The sequence below is a fragment of the Micromonospora marina genome (genome assembly GCF_900091565.1).
In the GTDB taxonomy this organism is placed as follows: domain Bacteria; phylum Actinomycetota; class Actinomycetes; order Mycobacteriales; family Micromonosporaceae; genus Micromonospora; species Micromonospora marina.
Genome location: NZ_FMCV01000029.1, coordinates 33,868 through 58,301 on the forward strand (window position 1 = coordinate 33,868; position 24,434 = coordinate 58,301).

Consider the following 24,434-nt stretch of genomic DNA (forward strand, 5'->3'; position numbering starts at 1 on the left):
GAAAAGTCGATCGTGATCGAGCAACGCGCCGTCCACCGGTTCGCCCCGACCCGGGCCGGGATCATCAACCTGTGGGACTACCGGGACGAGGAGTTCAGCTTCGTCGACGGGTGGCTGGTGCTGCGTGGGCCCAACGGCTCCGGCAAGACGAAGGCGCTGGAGGTGCTGTTCCCGTTCGTCCTCGACGGGCGGATCGAACCGCGCCGGCTCAATCCGTTCGCCAGCGAGGACCGGACGATGAAGTCGAACCTGCTCTACCGGGGGCAGGAGGTCACCCACGCGTACGTGTGGATGGAGTTCGGCGACGGCACGCAGTACGTGACCGTCGGCATCGGGTTGCGGGCGCACCGGCACGTCGACCGGGTCACCCGCTGGCACTTCGTGATCGACGGCCGGGTCGGGGTGGACTTCTCCCTGCTGGACGCCGACGACCGGCCACTGACCCGCCGCGACCTGATCGACCGGCTGGGCGCCGACGCGGTGCGGGACTCGGCGGAGGACTACCGTCAGCTCGTCGACGCCCGGCTGTTCGGCCTCGGCCCGGCCCGCTACGAGCAACTGCTGGACCTGGTGCTGACCCTGCGCAAGCCGCAGCTGGCCAAGGACCTCAACCCGGTCGAGTTGTCCCGCACGCTGCAACGAGGGCTGCGCCCGGTCGAGGACCACCTGCTGGTGGAGGCCGCCCGCTCGTTCGACGACATGGAGGCGGTCGCCCGTACCCTCGAAGGGCTGGTGGCGGCGGACGGCGCCACCGCCGCGTTCCTGACGGTCTACTCCACCTACCTGCGGACCCACGCGCGGGCGGCCGCCGATGCCCTGACCGCCCGCCGCGACGCGGTCACCACCCGGTCGACCGCACTGGGCGACGCCCGTGCCACGGCCGAGGCGGCGGCCGAGGCGGAGTCCGCGGCGGGTGAGCGGCTACGGGCCGTCGAGGGCGAGCCCGGCCGGCTCCGCGCCCACCTGGACAGCCTGAAGGCATCGGCGGCCTACCAGTCCCACGAGCAGCTCGCCGACCTGCAACGGCACGTGCACGACCTGGCTGAGGCAGCCGGGCGGGCCGACGAGGCCGTCGCCGCCGAGGAGGATGCGGTGGCGCGGCGGCGTACCGAATCGGAACGGGCGACGGTCGCGGCCCGAGACACGCGGACGGCGGCCGACCGGCTCGCCGCCGATCTCCTGCTCGACGCCGAGGCGGCCGGGATCGCCTGGCACGCCGAAGATGCCGCTCCGGACGACCTGGCGGCCCGGATCACCGCGCGGGCCGCCGCCCGCCGCGACGACGTACGCGCGTTGCGAGCGCAGGTGGCGCGGCACGACCAGGCCGACCGGGACCACGCCCGGGCCGCCGCCGACGCGGCCGGTGCCGCTTCCGCCGCCGACGACGCCGAGCAGGCCGAGCGGCGCGCCGAGGACGCCGTCGCTCAGGCCCGCGCCCGCCTGCGCGCCGAGATCGAGCGGTGGGCGCAGGGCAACGCCGGGCTGCTGGCCGACCTCGCGCGTCCGGACCTGGCCGCCGGGCTGAGTGCCGCCGTGGACACCACCGGTGAGCCGGGCGCGCGGACCCTGCGCGAGGTGTACGCCGACGCCACGGCCACCGCGGTGGGTCAGCGGCGGGACCGGCTCGCGGCGCTGGCGGCGCAGCGGGCGGCGCTGTCCGACCGGCGGGCCGAGGTGGCCGCCGAACGGGACCGGATCGCCGCCGAACACGACGACGCGCCACCCGTGCCGGTGACCCGGCCGGCGCGACGCGCCGGCCGACCTGGCGCACCGCTGTGGCGGCTGGTCCGGTTCGCCGACGGGGTGACCGGCGCGGACGCGGCGTCCGTCGAGGCGGCGCTGGACGCGGCCGGGCTGCTGGACGCCTGGCTGCATCCCGACCCCGGGACCGCGGCGACCGCGCTGGCCGGCGACGACCTGGACGCCTACCTGCTGCCGCTGCCGCCGCACCGGCGGCCCACCGGGGCCACCCTCGCCGACGTGCTGACCCCTGAGGAACAGGACGACGTGCCCGCCGCGCGGATCACCGAGGTACTCACCTCGGTGGCGCTGGCCGACATCACCACGCCCGGCACCTCGCCGGTCACCATCGGCGTGGACGGCCGGTACGCCCAGGGCATCGCCGCCGGCCGCTTCGCCAAGACCTCCTGCGAGTACATCGGCGCCACCGCCCGGGCCGCCCGCCGTGCCGCCCGGGTCACCGAGTGCGAGCAGGCGCTGGCCGTCATCGATGCCGACCTCCACGCGGTCGACCGCGACCGCGCGTCCGTCGCGGCGCTACTGGCGGCGGTGGACGCGGCCGCCGCGCACCTGCCGGCAACCGCACCGGTCCACACGGCGCTGCGCGAGCTGGACCGGGCCGCCGCGACGCTGCGCGCCCGGCAGGAGGCCAGCGCCTCCGCCGCAGCCCGCCTCGACCAGGCCCTGGCCGAGCGGGCCACCGCCGTTGCCGCGCTGCGCCGGAGCGCGGCAGAGCGGTCGCTGCCGGTCGACCGGCTCGACGACACCGCCGAAGCGGTGAGCCGCTTCGAGCGGGGTGGGGTACGCCTGGAGGGCGCACGGACAGCCGCCGCGCGTGCCGCCGAGCAGGAGGATCAGGCCCGGCAGCGGCACGACGAGGCAGTCGACCGACTCACCGCCGCGACGGAGACCGCACGCACGGCCCGTACACGGCACCAGGAGAAGGCAGAGGCGTACCGGACGTTGCGCGACAGCGTGGGCGCCGACGCGGAACGGGTGCTGGCCGACGTGGCCCGGACCGCCGACGCGATCGTGGAGGCGGAGCGGGCCGTCGAGCAGGCTCGCACCTCGCTCGGCGCCGCCCGGGAGCGGCGGGCCGCCGCGCTGACCCGGGTGGAGCTGGGTGAGCAGGCACTGGTCGTCGCCGTCGCCGAGGCGCAGCACGACGCCCAGCGGCTGCGCCCGTACGCCCAACCGGACCTGCTCGGCCTGCTGCGCTGCCCCACCGAGCTGCGCTGGCCGACGCAGACCCCGGACGACGAACTGCATCCACAGGTGGCGGCCCTGCACGAGGCGATCCTCGCCGCCACCCGGGAACTGAGCCCCACCGAGACGTCACTCAAGCAGAGCGCCACCCGGCTCACCACCGCGCTGACCGACCTGCAGGCGCAGCTACCCGCCGCCGGCCTCGACCACCGACCCGAGTGGGACACCGACGACGGGGTCATCGTGGTCCGGGTCGCCGACGAACAGGGCCTCACCCCGGTCGCGCACTTCGCCGAGCGGATCGCCCGCGAGCGCCGCGACCAGGAGCAACTACTCACCGACTCCGAGCAGCGGGTGCTGGAGGACGCCCTCCTCGGGCAACTCGCCCGGCAGATCCACCACCGCACCATCGAGGCCCGCGACCTGGTGGCCGCGATGGACAGCCAGATGCGGGCCCGCCGGATGTCCTCGGGGCTCACTGTCGGCGTCGGCTGGCGGCTCGCCGACGACCTCGACACCGAGCAACGCGACGTGTGCAAACTGCTCGAACGTGATCCGGCCCGGCTCGGCCCGGCCCAGCTCACCACCATGCGCCGGCACTTCGCCGCCCGGATCAAGACGGCGCGGGCCGCCGCGCCCGAACAGCCCTACCGCGAACTGCTCGGCGACGTCCTCGACTACCGGCAGTGGCGCACGTTCGCGTTCACCCTGCACCGGCCCGGCGGCGACACGGAGGCACTGACCCGGGCCCGACACAGCCAGCTCTCCGGCGGCGAACAGTCGGTCTCCCTGCACCTGCCGCTGTTCGCCGCCGCCAACGCGCTGTTCGGCTCGGCCCGACCCGACGCACCCCGACTGCTCGGCCTCGACGAGGCATTCGCCGGCGTGGACGACACCGGCCGGGGTGAGCTGATGGCCCTGGCGAAACAGTTCGACCTGGACCTGTTCATGACCGGCTACGACCTCTGGGCCACCCACCCGGCGGTCAGCGGCGCCGCCCACTACGACCTGTCCCACTCCGCCGTGGAACACGCCGTCTCCACCGTGCTGCTGGTCTGGGACGGAACGACAAACATCGCCGACTTCGACGGAACCCTGGCCCGAGCCCTCGGCTCCCCGGAGACCCGCCGCGCCCCCGGTGGTCGTGGCGGACTCGAACGGGCCGGCGTCCTGCTCGACCTCACCGACGAATGACCGACGGGCGCGGCGAACGGCCGCCCGACCGCTCCGCCGCACACCCGTCGCTGGTGCCGGCCGGGCGGGACCGGCCGGCCCGCCCGGCGGATCTCGTCGAGCAGCCCGGCTGGCGGCGATTGCTGGCGGCCGCCCGGCGCAGCCTGGAACGCACCGGTGGCCGGCTCGACACCACCGTGACGCTTTCCGACCCCGACGACGACGAACGCCTCGTGATCATCGGCATCACCGGCACCCACCGCTCGGCCGCGGCGGCACGCCTCAGCGTCCGACTCAGCGCGGTGGACGAGCACCTCCACGCGGCGCACGGAGTCGGCCTGATCGAGGTGCTCACCACGACGGCCCCGCTGCGCAACCGGCCGTCCGACCTCAAACGCGAGGCGGTGGCCCGTGACGCCGTCCTCGCCGTGGCCCACGAGGGCCGACACGCCGGCACCGCCTGGTACGCCGAATGGCTCGACGGCCTGCGCCGCGACGGCACCCTGACCCGCATCGTCCGCACCGGACTACCGTTCGAGGAGGTGATCCGCGTCCTGGACGCGCTGCCCGCGGCCGACGAACCGATTCCGGTCTTCGCCGACCGGGTGCTGGACGACACGAAGGCCCTCACCGACGGGCCGCTGCGCGGGCTCGTCCTCCGTGCCGTCGCCGCCTGGCAACAGACGGCGCTCCCGGTCGGCGGCGAGCGGGAACGGGCGTTGTGGGAATCGGTCGGTCTGGTCCCGGACGATCTCGCCAGCCAGGTCCTGGTGCTCAACGCACCGGCCACCGGCGGGCTCGTCGGGCGGTGGCTGACGGAAGCCGCGCAGGCCGGCGTGCCGATCCGGGTCACCCTGCACCAACTGCGCCTGGCACCGCTCACCATGAACTGCGACGAGGTGTACGTCTGCGAGAACCCCGCCGTGCTGCGCGCGGCCACCACCGCGCTCGGAGCCCAGGCCCCACCGCTGATCTGCACCGAAGGAGTGCCGTCGGTCGCCGTTCACACACTGCTGGGCACCGCTCACCGAGCAGTGATCCGCTGGCGCAACGACTTCGACTGGATCGGCGTACGACTGACCGCGGCGGCTCTCCAGCGGTACCCGGGCGCGGTCCCGTGGCGGATGACCGCCGCCGACTACCTGCCGGCGGCGGGCACCGGCACCGCCCTGCTCGGTACGCCCACCGAAACACCCTGGGACCATCCGCTCGGCGAGTCGATGCGGCAGACCGGCCGAGCGGTGATGGAGGAGCGGCTGCTCGACCGGCTCCTCGCCGACCTACGCCTGGCCGGAGCCGGGTGACGACCCGCTGGCATCCGTCCTGGTAGAAGGTCGCGGACACGGTTCGAACACAGGCTCGCCGCAGATCTGGACGACGCGGCCACCAACAAGATGAGCGCCCTCTACGGGCTCCGCGAATTCATCGATAAAGACGATTACTCCGATCCGGTCGCCACATCCGCAAAGCCTCCCCATCCTCGCGCGATACGCCGACCGCGGGTTCGGTCCGCGCGTCTTCACCGCTCGATCCAGTCGACTTCACCCGGTACGGCGTCAGGGCCCAGCGCCGGAAGAATTCGGGGGCCGATCCGCGCTGACCGCTGCGCCGCTATTCGAGTCGACTCCGTCACGGGAGCCGCCCTCGTCCGGCGTCACGTCACGTCACGTCACGTCGAGACGAGACGCAATACTCCACGAGAAAATGGCCCGGTGTGACGTGCGACATGCCGAGTAACAGCGTTCTGTGACGGTGCACTGACCCGCCGATGATACCTAATACACTTCAAAGACAGATTTAAGTTCGCGTTGCCCAATCCTTTCCGCATGGACTGGAACCTCTCCTTGCGGGCGCAGGAGATGCGGCTTAGCCTTTGTCTCGCACTAGTGCAATCCTGTCCATGTCAGTAATGACATCCCCTTAGGGAAGCTGATGCAACGAAAGATCCTGCTGGGTATTCCAGTGGCGTTGGTGGTCGTTGGCGCCGCGGCGGTCACGCTGCCCGCCCAGGCGACGACCGGCGTACCAGTCTCCTCCATGACTGCCAGCACGCACGACGGTAATGTGCCGGCCAACACGGTGGACGGTGATTTGTCGACTCGCTGGTCTGGCAAGGGTGACGGCGCGTGGATCCGGTACGACCTGGGGTCCAGCGCGAAGGTCGCTTCGATCGGGATCGCCTGGCATCGGGGTGATCAGCGGAAGAGCACGTTCCTGGTACAGGCGTCTGCCGACGCGAAGTCGTGGCAGACGGTGGTCGCTCGGCGTGAGAGCAGCGGAAAGACGAAGGATTTCGAGGTCTATGACTTCACCGATCGTGCCGCCCGCTACGTGCAGGTCGTAGGCTTCGGCAATTCCGAGAACAACTGGAACAGCATCAGCGAGGCAGCGGTCTACGCAGCCGACGGCGACACCGGCACCGAACCCGGTAGCGGTGACACCGGCACCGAACCCGGTAGCGGCAGCGGTGGCACCGGGACCGACTGCGCGAGTCCGTCGGATGTGCTTGATCTGACGAACTGGAAGGTGACGCTGCCGACGGGGTCGGGTAGCAGCCCCACCGAGATCAAGCAGCCTGCCCTGAAGGGGTACACGGTTTCGCCTTCGTTCGTGGCGTCGGCGGACTGTGCGTCGGTGCAGTTCCAGGCTCCGGTCAACGGTGTGACCACGAGTGGTTCGAGCTACCCGCGTTCTGAGCTGCGGGAGATGGCGAACAACGGGTCGAGCCAGGCGAGCTGGTCGTCGACCTCGGGTACGCACACGATGGTGGCGGAACTCGCATTCGACGCATTGCCGCAGGTGAAGCCGCATCTGGTGGGCGCGCAGATTCACGACGGCGGCGACGACATCACTGTCTTCCGTCTCGAGGGCACCAACCTCTACGTGACGAACGGTGATGACAGCAATTACAAGTTGGTCACCAACGACTACAAGCTGGGAACTCGTTTCGAGGCGAAGTTCGTGGTCAGCGGTGGGCAGGTGAAGGCCTACTACAACGGGCAGTTGCAGACCACCATCACCAAGAGCTTCTCCGGCGCATACTTCAAGGCCGGCGCCTACACGCAGGCGAACTGCTCCAAGTCTTCGCCGTGCAGCAGCAGCAACTACGGCCAGACCAGCATCTACAAGCTCACCGTCACGCACTCGTGAGACACGCTGCCCGGGGGCTTCGGCCCCCGGGCAGCCAGGCCGTGAGCGGTCCCGGGCGGGTTGCCCGGGACCGCTCACCGTCGGGAGACGTCACCGCATGCCGCCTCGCCGCCCACTCTGTGGCACGGGCCTGCGGAAACACCGTCCCTCAGTGCCTTGTTCCAGAGACTGCAGCTACGCCGACCCGTCGGTCACCCGACCGTCGACAGCGACGGGATCAGCGGACGCCGGGAATGGCACCGAACCTACCCAGGTCGGCCGCATCGAGCGTGGCGTCGTGCCGGGTGGCCGTCAACTGCGGGATCGACTGCCGCAGCGAGGTCAGCGCCAGGCTGTCGAACGGCACGTGGTCGCGGTCCGGCTCGTCCGCGACCAGTTCGCGGAGGAACAACCGGCCAGGCCGGTCCGGTGCCGGGTCGACGGCAGCCAGCACCTTGAACGTGGTTCCGGGCCGGAACAGCACACGGACGGGTACGCCGTTGGCCGGTTCCAGCATCCGTGTGAGGCGGCCGCCAACCGACCAGATCAGTACGTCGACCGTGCCGGGCAACGCGACGGCCTCGACCACGGCATTGGTGAAGCCCCGGTCGGTGAGCGTCCGGTGGGCGGCGACCGCGCGTAGCCGGTCCACGGTCAGGTCGGCGCGCAGCAGGGCGGGGCCGCGGTGGACCGGCAGGCGGTCCAGACCGGCGGCCACGCACCGGGCGAAGCTGATCCGCCGGCCGGGTCGGCCCGAGCGCAGCGCCGCGTCGAGGCCGGCGCCGGCCGGCGACAGATAGAGCCGTACCGCCGCCGTGCCGGCCGCAGCGTGCGGTTCCTCGCCGAGGGTTCCGGGCACCTCCTCGGCTGCCGCGGCGGCCTGGTCGGTCGGCACGCGACGCAGCCACGCCCGGTCGGCCTCCTGCAGGTCGGGGCCGGGCGTCGCCCGGGCTTCCGGGTCGGGCGGAGACTGGATCGACAGTGGTTCGGCTGCCGGCCCGCAGACCGGTACCGAAGTGGCCGGCACGGCGCTCACAGGTGGGAAGGCGACCGGCCCGGTGCCGACCGGCACCGGGCCGGCGGGACGTAAGGCGGTTGGCGGCGCCTCCGTCGGCGGCCGGAGCGGCACGTCCAGACCCAGGTCGAAGGCGGTGAACCGGTAGGTGACGTTGCCCGTCGCCGGGCGGTCGGCCGATTCGCTCGCCGGGCCGGCGGTCGCTGTGATCCCGGAGGCGAGGTGCAGCACGCTGCGCGCCCGGGTGGCGGCGTCCAGGCGGGCCACCAGGTCGTCGGCGAGTTCCCGCAGCCGGGGCACCAACGCCGGGTCCGCGTCGTCGACCACGACGGTGTGCACGTCGGGATCGGCCAGGCGGGCCCGGACGCGGGCTCCGTGCCTGGGTGCCTCGGGCGGGCGCACCCAGAGGCCGGACTGGAGGATCTCCACCACCGCATCGTCGGTGTAGCGGTGGACCCGGGGGGCGACCACCTCACCGAGCGCCTCCGGTGTCCGGTGGCTGACGATGTGCGGCAGGCAGGCCGCGGTGCCCGGCCACGGCCACGGCCGGGGTCGGTAGCCCAGTTCGCGGGCGTGGACCTGCCAACCGGGGCCGCCGTCGACGGGAACGGTGTGGATCCGGGGATGCTCCGGGTCGCCCACCGGCAGCCCTGAGTAGCAGACGACCGGTGTGTCCAGCGTGTCGGCGAGTGCCTGGCCCAGCGGCGCACCGGCCGGTAGCCGGACCGGCCCGTAGGCGACGAACCGCGTCTGCCGACGAGCGGCGGCGGGCAGCCGGCGCCAGAACCGGGCGACGTCGTCCAGCGGCAGGGGCGCGGTCTCCGGGCAGCCCAGCACCACGGTGAGCACCTGCGGCTGGCAGGGCACGCTCAGCGCCAGTCGCCGCCAGTGCCTGGTCACGCCCGGGGCGTCACGGGTGTCCCGCAGCCACACGCCGCCGGGTAGCGGCTCCACCACGCGGTACGCGCTGGTCGACAGGTACGCGCTGGCGGCACCGTCCCACTCGGGACGCGGGTGCCGCTTGCCCGTCCAGACCGGGTTCCGGCCCGGACGGTGACGTACCCAGCCGCTGTCCCGCCCGGCGTGGACGAACAGCACACCGGCCGCGCCCGCGACGAGGTGCCCGTGCGGCGCCACCACCGGACGTCGGAGCCGGTCGGCGAGCCACTGACCGGCCAGGGCCGTCACGTCCGGCGCCGCGCCGCAGACGACCAGCCGGATTCCGCGGCGACGGCGTGGCAGTTCGCGGGCCACGGTTTCCCAGATCCCGACCGGCAGCGCGTCGTGCAGGTCGAGCAGGACGATGTCGTGGTCGGCGTCGCCGGCCATGCCCAGGGCGAGTGACCGCGCCTCGGCGCTGATCCGGTCGCGGGCGTGCAGCACGAGGGCGCTGCCGACGACGTGCCGCCCGACCGCCGGCCCTGATCGCACCATCAGGTTCAGATCATTCCGGAACGGAATGCGTACGCTACCGCGTGCGACCGGTTACGCAGCTTGAGCCGGTGAGTCAGACCGTAGATCACATTCTTGACGGTCCGCTCCGAGTAGCAGAGCTCCCCGGCGATCTCCTGGGTGTCCAGCCCGTCGGCCATCAGCCGCAGTACGTCCACCTCACGCGGGGTGAGACCAGCCGCGTTGAGCCCGTTGGGAGCGAACACCTCGCGCTGCAATCGCTCGACGTGCTTGAGCAGCTCGCCGACCATGCTGGACGGTAGCACCCCGCCCCCGCTGGCGGCGGCCAGCACGCTGTGCGCGAGCCGTTCTCCGCTGACCGCCGCGCGGGGCAGGACCGCCACCACCCGGTTCTCCACCGCGGTGAGCAGCTCACCTTCGTTGATCTCGTCAATCACCAGGACGACCGGCAGACGGGTCTCCAGTGTCCAGCGGCGTAGCAGCGCCACCGCGCTCGAGGTCAGCCGGGCGCTGGCGTAGACGAGGACATCGGCCTCCGCCCGCTCCTCCGCGGGCAACAGGATGATCTCCTGGCCGGCCTGCAGGAAGCTGGCGAGTCCCGCGTGACTGAGCGGATCCGACGCCTGCAGGACCACCCGAACTCGTTCCACTGAATACCTCCGCGTGTCGTGGGGACGCCGCGACAGTCTGGGCGGACGGTCTTCAGAAAACCTTCACGCCCCGACGACGGTCAGTGCAGCGGTCCGGTCGGTGGTGGGGGTCGGCGCGCCCGGCGCAGCGCCTCGATGTACTTCGGGATCTCCTCGGCGACCGTCTCCCACCAGCCGGGAGCGAGTTGGTCGGCGAAGACGGCGTCGACCAACTCCGCCGCGGGCTCCGCGGGAAGCTGACCGATCCGCGGAGTGGGCGCCTGCCGCCACCTCTGGATGACGCGCAGCCGGGCACGGACCTCCGTCAGGACGCGTTCCAGATCGGCGATGGCCTCGTCGGCCCGGCCCGCGTCGAGGACCAGTCGGCCCTCCTCGGCGAGCGTCCGGAATAGTTCGCCCGCGAACGGGCTGGTCGAAGCATCGGGGTAGGCCACCACCGGTCGAGTCCACCAGGCCGGTCGGTCCGTTGGGAACCCGCCGAGACAATCGCTGCCCTCGCCTCCGCCTCGGGTTGCCCCGGATCCCGGTCGCCCCAGGCTTCCGGCCGGCGAACATTGCACGACAGGTTCCTTACATCCCGGCCATTCGGTGGCAGACCAGGACAGCCGCCACTAGAAATGGGAGCGTGCAAGCCGGAGCGACGAGGTAGCAGTGTCTGATGAGTACGGCGTTTCCGCCGAGCCCGGTCGGTTGGATCTCCGGCTCCTGGGACCGGTCCAGATCCGGCGGGACGGTATGGAGCGTCCACTGGGGTCCGGCCGTCGCATCGCGGTGCTCTGCGTGCTCGCCCTGCACGCCGGCCGGGCCGTCAGCCGCGATCGGCTGGTCGCCGCGGTCTGGGGCGACGACCCCCCGGCCAGCGCCACCGGCAACGTCTACACCTACATCTCAACCCTGCGGCACCTGCTGGAGCCGGGCCGTGACCGGTGGACGGGCGGTCGACTGCTCACCTCGGGCGGCGGGACCTACCAGCTGCACGTAGCCGCGGATTCGGTCGACGTGGTCCGGTTCGAGGCGCTGCGGGAGTCGGCCCGCGCGCACCGGGCCGCCGGTGACCCCGTCGCCGAACTGGCCGCCGTGGAGTCCGCACTGCGGCTGTGGCGCGGTGTGGCGCTGGCCGGCGTGCCGGGCCCGTTCGTCGAGGCACAGCGGCGCCGCCTGGCCGAACTGCGACTCGCCACCCGCCAGCGGTACGCCGATCTGCTGACCGTCGCCGGCCGCCACGACGAGGCGCTCCGGGTCCTGCGCGAACTGGCGGCGACCCACCCGGCCCGGGAGAGCGTACGGGCCACGCTGGCCGTTCCGCTCCAGGTCGCCGCACCTGGTGTCGAGGCGACGCGTACGCACGCCGCCGCTGCGACGGCCCGCCCCGGACCCGGACCGGCGAGGACCGGCTCTTCCGAGCGTCCCGTCCTGGTCGGCCGGCGCGACGAGGTGCGGCGGTTGCGCCGGGCCGCCGCCGGAGCCGCCGCGGGTCACGGTGCCAGCATCCGCGTCGAAGGCGCCGCCGGCATCGGCAAGTCGGCCCTGCTCGCGGCGGCACTGCGGGGTGCCGCCCGCACCGGCTGGGCGGTCGGTGACGAGGTCGCCCAGCGTAGGCCGCTCGGCGTCCTGCTGGAGTGCCTCGGGTCCGCCCTGGCCGGCGAGCCGACCGGGGTGGCTCTGGTCGCGCAGCTCGCCGGCCTCGATGCCACCGGCTCGGACGCGGAGGTGGCGGACCGGGCGGTCGAGGTGATCCGCCGGGCCGTCACCGCCGCACCTCTCGTCCTGGTCGTCGACGATCTCCCGTGGGCCGATCCCCTCACGCTGCGGGTCTGGGCGATGCTCGGCGCGCAGGCCCGCCGGCTCCCGCTGCTGCTGGTGGCCGCCGCCCGCACCGGTGCGACCGGTACCGAGTCGGTGCCCGCCCACGAGCGCATCGAGTTGGCGCCGCTCGGCAGCGACGCGGCGGCCGCACTGGTCCGGGCCGCCGCCGGCGAGCCGCCCGACCCACAGCGGCTGGCACGGATCCTCCACGACGCCGCAGGCAGCCCCTACTATCTGCGGCACCTCGCCGCCGCCGTGCCGGGCGACGTCGACCTGGCCGCCGCGGTCGACCCGCATCTCGCGCCGCTGCCCGAGCAGGTCCGCCACCGGCTTCGGACGGTCGCCCTGCTCGCCGGGTACGGGCTGACGGCAGCGGGGACCGAGCCGGCGGGCTGCACCCTGGCCGAACTGTCCGCGGTCACCGATCGGTCGCGCGGTGACCTGCTCCGCACGCTCGGGCCGGCACTGGCGGCCGGAGTCCTCGCCCACGGCGGTGACCGGTTGGAGTTCCGGCACCCGATCGTCGCCCGGGCCCTCTACGAGTGCACACCCGCCGCCCTGCGGGGCACCCTGCACCGGTCCTTCGCCGAACGACTCGCCGCCTGCGGCGCGCCGCCCGAACGGGTCGCCGCGCAGCTGCTCGCCGGGGAGGTACCGCTCGACCGGGCCACCGGCGAATGGCTGGCCGGGCACATCGAGCTGCTGGCCGAGCGGGCACCGCGGATCGCGATCGCCGCCCTGGACCGGGCCCGCACCCAGGCCGACCTCGAGCCTGCCCGGCGGCTGTCACTGACCGCCTGGCTGGCCCGGTTGCTGCTGGAGCAGGAGCGTAACGCCGTGGCAGCGGCCAGCTGGGTCGCCGCCCGCACCACCGACCTCGATCTCGAAGGGGAGATGCGCTGGGTGGCAGCCCGCTCGTACGAGCAGCGCGGCGAGTTCGAGGCCGCCGCCGACATCGCCTGGTCGGCGCTACGGGAACACCGGCTCCCACCACACTGGACCGGCCGGCTCAAGGACCTGCTCACTCGGATCCGTCCGCACCTGCCTGGTGATCCGACCGCACCGCGCATGTCGCGCTCGGCGCTCGTCGGCGGGCAGATTCCCGTCCTGCGGTGAGCCGCGCCTCATCCCCCGCCGCCAGGCCGACAGACGGCGGCGTCGGCGGGCCCGCCCCGGACGACCGGCTGCGGGTCAGTGTCCTGGGCCCGGTCCGGGCGTGGCGCGGCGCGCGTGAACTCACCCTCGGGCCGGCCCGGCAACGCGCCGTGTTCGCGCTGCTCGCCACCGCCGCCGGACGGCCGGTCGGGCGCGACGACCTGATCAGCGGCGTCTGGGACGGCTCGCCACCACCGACCGCGACCGGCAACCTCTACACGTACGTCTCGGGTCTCCGGCGCAACCTCGGCGACGACCTGATCCTCTCCGGACCGTCCGGGTACGTCCTGCGGCTGCTCCCCGGTGAGCTGGACAGCTTCCGGTTCACCGCACTCTGCGCCCAGGCGAGCGACACCGGCGACCGGGAGCCGACGGTCGCCGGCAGCCTGCTCGACGAAGCGCTGCGGCTGTGGCACGGTGAGGCGTACGCCGGGCTTACCGGTCACCGGTTCGAGGTGGAGCGGGCCCGGCTCGCCCAGCAACGGCTCGACGCCGTCGAGCAGCGGGCCCGACTGCTCTGCGAGTTGGGCGACGAGTCGGTGGTGGCCGAGTTGACCGGGCTGGTCCGCGACCATCCGCTGCACGAGCCGCTGCACGAGCTGCTGATGCTCGCCCTGGACCGGGCCGGTCGGCGGGCCGAGGCGTTGGAGGTCTACCACACGGCCCGACGTACCCTCCGCGACGAGCTGGGCGCCGAGCCGCGTCCCGCCTTCACCGCCCGGTACGAGCAACTGCGCACCGCCGCCGCACCGCAGCCGGTCACGCCGCGCCGGCTCCCCGTGGTACTGCCCCCGCAGGTGTTCCAGGCGCTGCGCGACCGGCCCGCCGGCCACCGGTTCACCGGGCGGGACGGCGAGTTGAGCCGGCTACGCGACAAGCTCCGGGCGGTCACCGACGGGCAGGGTGCAGCGGTCTGGGTCGAGGGCGAACCGGGCATCGGCAAGAGCGAACTGCTCGCCGCCGCGTTCACCGACGCCGGTGAGCGGGGCTGCCAGCTCGCCTGGGGCGTCGCCGCCGGACCGGACCTGCGCGCACCTTTGGCGGTGTTGGCCCGGGCGTTGCGGCTCGACCGCGCGTCGGGGCGGTACCGGGTCACGGTGCCCGCGGCCGGGCCGGAGACCGACGGGACCGACGAGACCGACGAAGCCGACCCGGCCGCTCCCGTGCCCGGGAGCGAGCAGGTGCTGGCGTACCTCCGGGGGGCCTGCGCGACCGCCCCGCTGGTACTGGTCGTGGACGACCTCCAATGGGCCGACGCGGCCACCGTACGGGTGTGGAGCCAGCTGGTCGCGGTCACCCGGCGGTTGCCGCTGCTGCTGGTCGCGGCGGCCCGGCCCCACCCGCGACACCGGGAGCTGGCCGAGGTGCGACGCCGCGTGCAGGCCGGCGGCGGGCTGGTGCTCCAGCTGGGTCCCCTGCCGCCGGAGGCGGTCGAACAACTGGTGATCAGCCAGGCCGGCGCTCCGCTCGGGCCGAATTTGGCCGCGGTGGTGCCGGCCAGCGGCGGCAACCCGCTGTGCGCCCGGGAGATGACCGAGGCGCTGCTGCGTAGCGACGTCGTACGCGTCGACGGGGGCCTGGCCGACATCCCGGACACCGTCGCGGTGTCCGCACCGGACTCACTGGTCAGGGCCATGTGCACCACGGTCGAGGTGCTGGCTCCCGACACCCGGCAGGTGCTGCGGGCAGCCGCCCTGCTCGGCGCCGGTTTCGCCGTCGGCGACCTGGTCGCGGTGACCGGTCGCGCCGCCGTGGATGTGGTGTCCGGTCTGGAGGAGGCGCTGGCCGCCGGTGTCGTCGTGGCCGTCGACCGCGACCTGGCGTTCCGGCACGGGTTCCTGCGTCAGGCGCTCTTCGAGCAGATCCCGGTTGCGGACCGGCCGGCGCTGCACCGGCAGGCCGCCGAGGCGCTGCACCGGCACGGCAGCCCGGTGAGCCGGGTCGCCGAACAACTGGCCGCGCGGCCGGTGGTACTCGACAACTGGGTGGTCACCTGGCTGGTCGCCCACCTCGCCGAGTTGGCCCGGCAGGCTCCCCGCGTCGCCACCGACCTGCTGCGTCGGGCACTGGACAGCGGACTGCCCACGCCACCACAACGCGCACAGCTCCTGGTCGGGCTGGTCAGGCTGGACTTCCGGCACGCCGGTTGGCCGCTGGACGAGGCCCGTGAGGCCGCCCGTTCGGCCGTCGATCCGGCTGACCGGGCCGAGATGCGGCACCTGCTCGCCACGATGCTGAACCGACGCGGGGACGCCGGCACCGCGATCGGCATCCTCACCGACGCGATGGCCGACAGGTCCGTCCCGGAGCTCTGGCGTACCCGGCACCGGATGCTGCTGGCACAGATCCGCCAGGGACCGCTGGACGACCTCGACCAGGCGGACCGCACCGCCGGGGCGCTGCACGGCGAGGCGATCGCCGCGGGCCAACCGTACGAGGCGGCACTCGCCCTTCAGACCAGGTGGCTGACCAACTCCGTCCGGCGTGACCACGAACAGGCGCTGCACTACCTCGACCAGGCGCTGGACCTGCTGGTCGGCCGCCCGGCGTTCGCCGGCATGTACTTCCACCTGCTCGACAACCGGGTGTTCACGTTGCAGAACCTGGACCGGTTGGACGAAGCCGAACAGACCCTGCGGGCGGCCACCCGCTATGCGATCCGGCACCGGCTGCCGCGCAGCCTGCAGGTCGCCACCGCCGTCCAGCACTACTGGCGCGGTCGGTGGGACGACACGTTGACCGAGGTCAACTCCGTCACCGACGACGCCCCGGGGATCACGTTCCTGGGTACCCGGGAGCCGGCCGCGGTCGCCATGCTGCTGCACGGTGTGGCCGCGCTCGTCGCCGCCCGCCGGGACGAGCCGGAACTGGCCCGGGCGCACCTGGAGTCGGCCGAGGTCCTTCCGTCCAGTGACGCCGAGCGGGAGTGCCGCGACTTCCTGCTGGCGGCCCACGCGACCGTCGCCGAGCGCGACGGCCGACCGGCCGACGCGCTGGCGGTGCTGGAGCCGTTACTGATGTCCGGGTACGCCCCGATGCTGCTGCGCCACCAGTGGCTGCCGGCCCTTACCCGGCTCGCGCTCGCCACGGGCCGGGTCGAGATGGCCGAGCGGGCGGTGGCCGTCTGCGCCGACGAGGCCGCCAGAGAGGTCCGCCCGGCGCGGGCGCATGCGGCGGTGGCGCGCTGCCGGGCGTTGGTGACCGGAGACCCGGCCCCCGTCCTCACCGCGGCGGCCCGCTACCGCAGGACCGGCCGGGTCACCGAACTCGGTGCCGCACTGGAGGACGCGGCGGTGCTGCTCGCGGCGAGCCGCCAGCCGCATGCGGCGGCCCGGACCGGCGGCGAGGCGGCCGAGCTGTACACCCTGCTCGGTGCCCGGTGGGATCTGCGCCGGCTGCGGCGCAGGCTCACCGAATACGGCATCGACCCGGCCGGCGGCCCGGTCCGCGCCGACCTGCTCAGTGCAGGGTGATCTCGACCGGACCGAGCTTCTGCTCGGCGAGGGCGCCGGCGGACGCGGCGGCGGCACGAACCGCCTGCGCGATCGCGTCCTGCAAAGCTTCGGGGTCCCGCCGGTCGAACACGTCCGGATCGACGCGGACGGCCTGGAGTCTGCCGAGGCCGCTGACCACCATGGTCACCGCGCCGTCGGCGGACCGTCCGGTGACGACCGATCTGGCCAGGGTGTCCTGCGCGTCCCGCATCGACTGCTCGAAAGCCTGTGCCCGGTCGAGCAGTTGCTGTAGTTCGGGTGTCATTGCGCCTCCGTTGGATCGGTTCCGCGGCCGTTGGGCGGCTCAGCCGACCGCGGCCAGGCCGACGGCGGGCTCGCTGGTGGCGACGCGTCGGGCGGTCACGCCGTGCAGGTCGGCGAGGGCCAGCGTGCGGGACGCCGCGGTGCGGGTGAGCTGCCACGAGTACAGGTGCGCGGCCCGGACGGTACGTGCGGGCAGTCCCGCCGCGAGACCCACCAGGGCGGCCCGGACATCGTCGGGGACCTCGTGACCGCGGCGCACCAGATGCCGCACGACGATCTCGGCCAGTTCCTCCGGGGAGTAGGCGGGCATCGACCAGTGCTGCCCGAATATCTCACCGACGGCGGGAACGGCCCGGCTCAGCGCGGTCGCCGTTTCCGGTTCGGCGAGCAGCACGACGACCGGGTCGCCGGGGGTACGGCGGGTCTCCGCGACGAGGTGCTCGATGATCTCCGGCCCGGCGCCGGTGCCGTCGTCGGCCCAGTCGACCAGCAGCACCCCGCCCTCGGCGTCACGCAGCGCCGCCTCGACCAGGCTGCGGGTCTGGCCCGGCCACTGCGGCGTCAGGTCGTGGCTGCCCACCCGGATCAGCTGCCCGACCGGGACGAGGTCCAGTTCGGACAGGCCCGCCGCGTAGAGGCGGGCGATCTCGCTGCGCCCGCTGCCGGACGGGCCGGAGATCACCGTGTTGGCGTGTCTGCCGTACCCGCGTCGCCGGTTCCGCAGCTCGCAGAGCTGGAGCAGGGTCGCGCCGACCGCGTCCCGCACCGGGGCGACACCGACCAGGTCGCAGACCCGCCGCCAGCTCCGGGCGGCGTTGATCGCGGCGGCCGGATTGCGGGCGGAGTCCGGCTGGTCGGACTCCGCCACCGGCATGGTGTCCAGCAGCTCCAGCTCCGGAACCAGGTCCAGCGCGGTGAGCCGGTTGAGTTCGCTGTCCTTCGACGGTGGGGTGGTGGCCAGCCGCGACGCCTGATTGTTGATCATCGCTTCGAAGAGCTTGCGGGCCACCCGGCCGTTGCCGAAGGTCGCGTTCTTCGGCACCCGGGTGAAGTACGTCCGCAACGCCTCGACCGCGTCGTCGGTCAACTCGTAGTAGTGCTTGCCGCACAGGTTCGAGGTGATCGTCACGAGTTCCTCGACCGAATAGTTCGGGAACTCGATGGTCCGGGTGAACCGGGAGGCCATGCCGGGGTTGGAGGCCAGGAATCTCTGCATCAGCTCGGAGTAGCCGGCCACGATCACCACCAGCTCGTCGCGGTGGTCCTCCATCATCTTCATCAGCGCGTCGATGGCTTCCTGGCCGAAGTCCGGTCCCGACCCGCCCGACCCGGCCGACAGCGTGTACGCCTCGTCGATGAAGAGCACCCCGCCGAGCGCCTTGGTGACCAGCTCGGTGGTCTTGATGGCCGTCGAGCCGATGTACTGGCCGACCAGGTCCGCACGCGCCGCCTCGACCATGTGGCCCTTGGTGAGGATGCCCAGCTCGGCGAGGACCGACCCGTAGAGCCGGGCCACCGTCGTCTTACCGGTTCCCGGCGGGCCGGCGAAGACCAGGTGACGGCTCATCGGCGGCATCGGCAGGCCCATCTCCTGCCGCACCTGCGCCATCTTGATCAGGTTGATCAACGCAGTGACCTCGTGCTTCACCTCCCGTAGCCCGATCAGGCCGTTGAGTTCGCCCAGCGGTCCGCCCAGCTCGGGCACGGCCGGTGGCGGACCACCGTCCTGCTCGTCCCCGCCGGACGGATCTGAGGACGCCGGCCCACCGGCCGCCGGGGACACCGGTTCCGCCGGCCGGTCGGAACTCAGTCCCTCGACCGTCAGCTGCGCGTCGGCGACCCGCCGGACGTCCTCCACGCCGCTGTCCTGCACGACACAGCGGAGCAACGTCACCGGTTCCGGGGTGTCCACGTCGACTCCGACGGTGCCGTTGCCGAGCAGCTCGCAGTCGGTCAGATCGCCCCGGCCGCCCCGGCCGAACGCGACACCGGCATGCCCCGCCCGCCGGACGCGGGTCTCGGTGGCCGAGATCACCCCGGCGGGGCCGACCTCGATCCCGGTGCCCGCCGCCTCGACGACCTCACTGTCCCGCAGCCGCAGCTCGCCGTGCTCGACACGGACGCCGGTACCCCGGATCAGGGCGGTCCGCAGTTCCAGGACGGCACCCCCGCCGACGACCACCGCGCTCGCCGCCGTACCGGTGATCCGTGCCTCGTGCACCGCGCCACGCGCCCCCTCGGTGACTTCGAGCGCGAGCGCCGGACCCGCCGCCACCACCAGGTCGGTACCCTCCAGCGCGGCACCACCGGCGACCCGCAGTCCGGCTCCGGAGCTGATCTCGGCCCGCAGCCGCTGTACCACTGCCGACGCGGACTCGTCGACGACCGCGAGGTGGGTCGTGGTACCCCGGATCGTCGCCCCCGCGAAGCGGGGCGCGGACGATCCGGCGACGCTGATGCCGATCGGCGTGTCGGCGAACGTGCAGTCGGTGAAGACCGGCCGGGCCGCTCCGGTGACGTGCACGGCGCTGTGTCCGGCGCCGCCGAACAGGCAACCCTCGAAGCGGGGCGCAGCGCCGTCGGCGATGTGCGCTGACTGCACCGCCGCGCCGGTGAACCGGGAGTCGGTGACGACCACGTCGACGGCGCCGCGAAGGAACAGGTCGACGTTGCTGCTGTCGGTGACGGTCAACCGGCCCATCCGCGCCCAGCCCCGCTGTTCCACCACGACGGCCGGTTTGCCGGCCCCACTGATCTCGGCCTGCTCGACGGTCAACCGCCCGTCGCCGTTGACACAGACGCTGTTGGCGCCGGTGTCCCGCACCGCGCACCGCCGCAGGGTCAGCACACCCGTCTCGGTGACGACCACCCCTGACCCGGCCACCTCGCTGATCACCGTGTCCTCGATGGTGCTGGGCGCCGCCGAGGTGACCACCACCCCGCTCCCGGCCGGGCCGCGGATCTCGCAGCCGCGCAGGGCCACCGAGCCCTGCAGCCGGGCGAGCAGCGTCGTCCAGGACGCACCGCTGATCACGCAGTGGTCGAGCGCGGCCTCACCGGAATAGACGTCGACGGCGGCGAGGGCGGGATCGGCACTGGCCAGGGTGATGCCGCGCAACTGGGCACCGTCCCCGTGCACCACCAGTACGCTGCCCTCCTCGACCCGCACCTCCACCGAGCCCGGTTCGGCCGCGCTGATCGTGATCCGGTCGCCGACGACGATCTTCTCGGCGTACCGGCCGGGATGGACGGTGATCGTCGCCCCGGCCCGGGCACGGGCCACCGCGGCACCGATCGTCGGGTACGCGCCGGGCTTGCCCCCGCCAACCACCAGTACCTGTCGGGTCATCCCCCGCTCACCTCCTCATCCGCCGGGCGGCGGTCCAGGCCGGGCAGCACGCCGAACCGGTCCCGGGCGGCCGAACCGACCCGCCGGGCCGGTTCGGCCTCGGCCCACCGGTTCAGGCTGCGCCGCAGCGATGTCGCGGCGAGTTCGTCGAAGGACGCCCGACCGGGATCGACTCGCCCGTCCGGACCGATCTCGGTGGCCCCGATCTCGCGCATCAGGATGGCGCCGCGCTGGTCGCCCGCCGGCTCCCGCAACTCCAGGATCTTGAAGTGGGTTCCGGGCAGGAACAGCACCCGGTCCTCGACCCGGTCGTCGCCCGCCGGCTCCAGCAGCGCCGTCCGACGGGCGGTCATCGACCAGATCAGTACGTCGGTGTCGCCCGGCTGCCCCGAACAGGGCGCGGTCAGCGCGGTGACGAACGACCAGTCGGTGACCGGCCGGCGCTGCCGGTAGTACGCCCACTCCGCGGCCAGCGGCGAGGTGCGGTAGATCGCCGCGCCCCGGTAGGACGGCAGCCGGGACAGCCCCGCGACCACGCACCGCGCGAACGGTACGTGCGGGCCGATGGTCCCGGACCGCAGGCCGACGTCGACAGCAGCGCCCCGCCCGGACAGGTAGAGGCGGACCGCCACCGAGTCGGCGAGGATGTCGTCGGCACTGACACCTCCCGAACCCTGCAGCCCCGGATGCTCGGACATGATCCGGGCGACCGAGCTGGCCATCGTGTCGAAATCCCGACTGAGCGCGCGACGCAGCCAGGCCCGCTCGTCGTCGAGCTGGCGGCGCTTGGGCAGGAGCGCGGACGCCGACGCGGCGGGCACCGGCTGGTGCCGTACCCCCAGGTCCACCGGGCCCGGCGCGGGTCGGGGTGGCGCAGCGGTGACAGCTGGGGGCGGCGCTGCGCCGGCCGGCCGGTCCGGCGCCGCAGCGGGCGGCACCACCAGCTCCGCGGCGGCCATCCCCGGCGGGGCGACCGGAGCCGGCGGGGCGACCGGAGCCGGCGGGGCGGCGACCGGCTCGGTGCCGGCCACCGACCGGGCCGTCACGGGGGTCACCGCCGGCTCGGGCACCGCGACCGGCCCGATCGGGACCGGCGGCGGCCCGGCCGGTTCCGGGTGGGACGACGGCTCCGCACGCACCGGCACGGCTGCCGGAGGTACGGGCGGAACGGCCACCGTCGCCGGCTCCGCCACCGGGACCGGCGGTGCGATGGGCGCGGCCACCGGCGGAACCCGGTCCGCTACCGGCGCGGGGACCGGTCGCACCGCCACCGCCGGATGGACGACGGCCTCGGCCATCGGTGCCGGGACGGCCGTCACGGCCGGCTGCGGTGCCTCCCGAGGCGCCCGGATGACGATCGGCGGTGCCGTGGCGACCAACACCGCCTCCGCCCGGCCCGCCGGCCGCTGCCGTACCAGCTCCGACGTCGACAGCAGCGTGTGCTCCGGGCCGGTGCTGCTCTCGACCCGGGCCGCGAGGTCCTCGGCGAGTTCACGCATCCGGCCGGTACGGTCGGCCACCGAGTCGTCGAAGACCAGCCTGCTTCCCTCCGGGTCGAGCCGCAGGTCACGGATCTGGTCGGCGTTCGGCGGAACCTGCGCCGAACGCACCCACAGCCCGGCCTGGACCACCTCGATCACGGCGTCCGGGGCGTACCAGTAGGTCCGGCTCTCGATCTCCTCGACGTGGGGCAGCGGGGCACGGTGGCGCAGCACCGCCGGACGCCGCCCCTTCACGGTGTCCCGCGAACGCGGGACGTAGCCGAGCTCCAGCGCGAACGGCTGCCAGCCCAGCACGCCGTCGGCGCGTACCGCCCGGATCTCGTACTTGTACGGAGCACCGATGGGCACGCCGGTGTAGCAGATGACACCGGTCGCGAGCAGGTCGGCGAGGGCCTGGCCGAACGCCTCGCCCTCCGGCAGACGGACGTCGCCGTACTGGACGAACCGGGCCCGGTCCCGGCTCTGCGGATCGAGGCCACGCCAGAAGCGGACCACGTCGTCGAGAGAGAGCGGCGCGGTGCCTGGGCAGCCGAGCAGCACCGTCATCACCTCCGGCTGGCACGGAACGTCGGTGACCAGCCGCTGACGATGCTCGGCCACCGTCTCCGGGTCGCGTACGTCGTGGATCCAGACGCCACCCGGCAACGGCTCGATCTCCCCGGTCGAGCTGGACGCCCGCCGCTCGGTCGCCGCCTTGTCCCACATCGGGGCCGGGTAGCGCTTGGCGTCCCAGGTAGGCGGTTTGCCCGGACGGAACCTGATCCACCCACTGTTCGGTGTGGAGTGCACGAACAGCCCGCCGCCCGCGCCCCGGATCAGCTCACCGTCAGGGGCGATGACGGTGCGGTTCAGCCGCTCCGACAGCCACTGCCCGGCCATCGCAGCCGTGTCGCCGTACGACCCACAGGCCATCAGCCGGATGCCTCGGCGGCGTCGGGGCAGCACGAGCGCCATCGACTCCCAGGATCCGATCGGCAGGCTGTGTCCCAGATCGAGCACCACCACGTCGTTGTCGGCGTCCTCGACCACGGTCAACGCCAACGACTGCGCCTCGGCGCTGATCGTCTCCTCGGCGTGCAACACCATCGCGTTACCGACGGTGTGCTGGACGACACCGCCGGCCGGGCCGCCCTGGCCGCGCAGCAGACCACGGATCACGGACATGCCTTCACCCTTCCGCCAGGCTGGTAACGGCTCCACGGCTCAACACCGGACCCTGGGGCAGCACCGACAGCAGTTCCTTCGGGAACGGCACGGGGCTGACGCCGGAGAGCTTCAGCGCCGCCACCGTGGATTCGTCGGCCAGGCGGTGGACCCGGCCCTCGTCGGAGATGAACGCGAGCTGGCGGGTGGCCGCCGGTGAGGCGGCCGGCACCGGCAGCACCAGCATCCCCGAGCCGCGGCGGACCTGCACGGTCGCCGTCCCGTCGGCGGTGACCCCCGAGTCCCCCGGTGCAGCGAGGACCACCACGCCGGCGACCGTCTCGGGCCCGACCTGGATCTGTCGCACGCAGACGGCCTGGTCGGCGGTCTCGGCGAGCCGCCACGACGCGACGTCGGGCAGGCGGTCGAGCAGCGTCCGGTCGGCCGAACGGCGGGCGTCGACGATCGCGGCCGACCCCACCTCGACCGGGGGCTGGGTGGTCGCGGCGTCGGCGATCAGGAACTCGGTACGGCTCATCGGTGCCAGCCCGTCCCGGCGCAGGACGAAATGCTGCGCCGAGCCGGTCTCCGCGCGCTGCCGGAACAGCGTGCCGACGGGGTACCGCCGCCCGCCGACCGGAGGTCCGGTCTCGCCCGCCCCGGCGATCTCGGCGGGAGCCAGCGCCGGGCCGCCCCGAAGCCAGTCGAGCCACATCTTCGGGGCCGGCGGCGGGTCGAGCGCGGCAGCACCGAGGGCCACCAGCACCGCCTCGTCGTCGATCCGGTACCTGAGCTGGTTGGCCAGCAGGTACCGCACCCCGGCGCCGTCGCGGACCACCAGGAACCGGTCCGGTGGCAGGACGGTGGTGGGGCCGCTCGGGGCGAGCTGGACCCCCAGGCCGGTGTTGCCCCCGGCGGGTGCCACCGAGCCGGGCAGGCAGGCCAGCCACGGGCCCCGGGTCAACGCGTCGGCGGCGGGCATCTGCCGCGGGGCGCCCACCAGCCCCAGCGGCACCCCCCGGGGCACGTCGGTCAGCGAGTTCCTCGAGATGAGTTTGACCTGACCCGCCGCGCCCTGGATCAGCATCGCCGACGTGAGGTCGGGCACCTGGTGCAGGACCCCGTCGACGACCACGTACCGGTTACCGGTTTCCTTCTCCACCAGGATCACGCCGGCCTGCCGGTAGGCCCGGCTGCCGCCGGGGACGATCCAGCCGTAGACCGCGAAGCCACCCAGCACCAGCACCAGCACGACGACCCCGGCCAGCAGGCCGGTCTGGGAGCGGCGGCCGGGGATCTCCGCCCCGGTCGGATCCCCCTCGACCAGGGCCGAGCTGAGCCGGCCCATCATGAACGTGTGGGCGTGGACGTGGTCGCGCTGCGTCTGCACCCCGG

Annotated in this window: 12 protein-coding genes; 5 read left to right on the plus strand and 7 right to left on the minus strand. The window is 73.5% G+C overall.

Annotated elements, in window-relative coordinates; all coding sequences use genetic code 11:
- Positions 1 to 12 precede the first annotated feature (12 nt).
- From GA0070215_RS25485 to GA0070215_RS29350, 3 genes are all read left to right on the plus strand, one after another.
- Entirely contained in the window at positions 13 to 4,140 is a 4,128-nt protein-coding gene (locus tag GA0070215_RS25485; protein ID WP_091050744.1) for a TIGR02680 family protein, read from the plus strand.
- Positions 4,137 to 5,423 carry a TIGR02679 domain-containing protein gene (locus tag GA0070215_RS25490; RefSeq protein ID WP_091050748.1) on the plus strand — a complete coding sequence of 429 codons (1,287 nt, stop codon included), beginning with the start codon at positions 4,137 to 4,139 and terminating at the stop codon, positions 5,421 to 5,423. Before GA0070215_RS25485 ends, GA0070215_RS25490 begins: the two co-directional genes overlap by 4 nt.
- A 628-nt stretch (positions 5,424 to 6,051) precedes the next feature.
- The gene (locus GA0070215_RS29350) at positions 6,052 to 7,269 is read left to right on the plus strand and encodes a polysaccharide lyase family 7 protein (RefSeq protein WP_244167148.1); all 1,218 of its coding nucleotides are present in this window, start codon (positions 6,052 to 6,054) and stop codon (positions 7,267 to 7,269) included.
- Positions 7,270 to 7,486: 217 nt separating this feature from the next.
- Here GA0070215_RS29350 and GA0070215_RS25500 read toward each other — a convergent pair whose 3' ends face one another.
- The 3 genes from GA0070215_RS25500 to GA0070215_RS25510 all read right to left on the minus strand — a co-directional run bounded on the left by GA0070215_RS25500 (position 7,487) and on the right by GA0070215_RS25510 (position 10,763).
- Positions 7,487 to 9,697: a hypothetical protein gene (locus GA0070215_RS25500; protein WP_091050753.1), complete on the minus strand. Its 2,211-nt coding sequence runs from the start codon at positions 9,695 to 9,697 to the stop codon at positions 7,487 to 7,489.
- A gap of 5 nt (positions 9,698 to 9,702) precedes the next feature.
- Positions 9,703 to 10,326, minus strand: coding sequence for a helix-turn-helix transcriptional regulator (locus GA0070215_RS25505; protein WP_091050756.1), 624 nt, complete (start codon positions 10,324 to 10,326; stop codon positions 9,703 to 9,705).
- Between the two features lie 80 nt (positions 10,327 to 10,406).
- Positions 10,407 to 10,763: a hypothetical protein gene (locus GA0070215_RS25510; RefSeq protein ID WP_018788313.1), complete on the minus strand. Its 357-nt coding sequence runs from the start codon at positions 10,761 to 10,763 to the stop codon at positions 10,407 to 10,409.
- 298 nt (positions 10,764 to 11,061) lie between these two features.
- Here GA0070215_RS25510 and GA0070215_RS25515 point away from each other — a divergent pair, with 298 nt between their 5' ends.
- Entirely contained in the window at positions 11,062 to 13,248 is a 2,187-nt protein-coding gene (locus GA0070215_RS25515) for an ATP-binding protein (protein ID WP_244167149.1), read from the plus strand.
- A gap of 68 nt (positions 13,249 to 13,316) precedes the next feature.
- Positions 13,317 to 16,760 (plus strand): ATP-binding protein, encoded by a 3,444-nt coding sequence (locus GA0070215_RS25520; RefSeq protein WP_091050790.1) that lies wholly within the window; start codon positions 13,317 to 13,319, stop codon positions 16,758 to 16,760.
- Here the strand turns inward: GA0070215_RS25520 and GA0070215_RS25525 are convergent.
- The 4 genes from GA0070215_RS25525 to eccB are packed head-to-tail and all read right to left on the minus strand — an operon-like array spanning position 16,747 to position 24,429.
- A complete protein-coding gene (locus GA0070215_RS25525) occupies positions 16,747 to 17,046 on the minus strand; it encodes a YbaB/EbfC family nucleoid-associated protein (RefSeq protein ID WP_018788316.1) in 300 nt (99 codons plus the stop codon). The genes GA0070215_RS25520 and GA0070215_RS25525 overlap by 14 nt on opposite strands.
- A 39-nt stretch (positions 17,047 to 17,085) precedes the next feature.
- A complete protein-coding gene (locus GA0070215_RS25530) occupies positions 17,086 to 20,394 on the minus strand; it encodes a right-handed parallel beta-helix repeat-containing protein (protein WP_091050762.1) in 3,309 nt (1,102 codons plus the stop codon).
- Complete coding sequence (locus tag GA0070215_RS25535) at positions 20,391 to 23,060, minus strand: hypothetical protein (protein WP_091050766.1); 2,670 nt, start codon at positions 23,058 to 23,060, stop codon at positions 20,391 to 20,393. The genes GA0070215_RS25530 and GA0070215_RS25535 overlap by 4 nt, the downstream gene beginning before the upstream one ends.
- 4 nt (positions 23,061 to 23,064) lie before the next feature.
- Positions 23,065 to 24,429 carry a type VII secretion protein EccB gene (gene eccB, locus GA0070215_RS25540; protein ID WP_091050770.1) on the minus strand — a complete coding sequence of 455 codons (1,365 nt, stop codon included), beginning with the start codon at positions 24,427 to 24,429 and terminating at the stop codon, positions 23,065 to 23,067.
- Positions 24,430 to 24,434: the final 5 nt, after the last annotated feature.

Coding starts and splice junctions, on each gene's coding strand:
- GA0070215_RS25490 (WP_091050748.1), top strand. CDS start 4,137: ATGACCGACGGGCGCGGCGAACGGCCGCCCGACCGCTCCGCCGCACAC.
- GA0070215_RS29350 (WP_244167148.1), top strand. CDS start 6,052: ATGCAACGAAAGATCCTGCTGGGTATTCCAGTGGCGTTGGTGGTCGTT.
- GA0070215_RS25500 (WP_091050753.1), bottom strand. CDS start 9,697: ATGGTGCGATCAGGGCCGGCGGTCGGGCGGCACGTCGTCGGCAGCGCC.
- GA0070215_RS25515 (WP_244167149.1), top strand. CDS start 11,062: ATGGAGCGTCCACTGGGGTCCGGCCGTCGCATCGCGGTGCTCTGCGTG.
- GA0070215_RS25525 (WP_018788316.1), bottom strand. CDS start 17,046: ATGACACCCGAACTACAGCAACTGCTCGACCGGGCACAGGCTTTCGAG.
- GA0070215_RS25530 (WP_091050762.1), bottom strand. CDS start 20,394: ATGACCCGACAGGTACTGGTGGTTGGCGGGGGCAAGCCCGGCGCGTAC.
- GA0070215_RS25535 (WP_091050766.1), bottom strand. CDS start 23,060: ATGTCCGTGATCCGTGGTCTGCTGCGCGGCCAGGGCGGCCCGGCCGGC.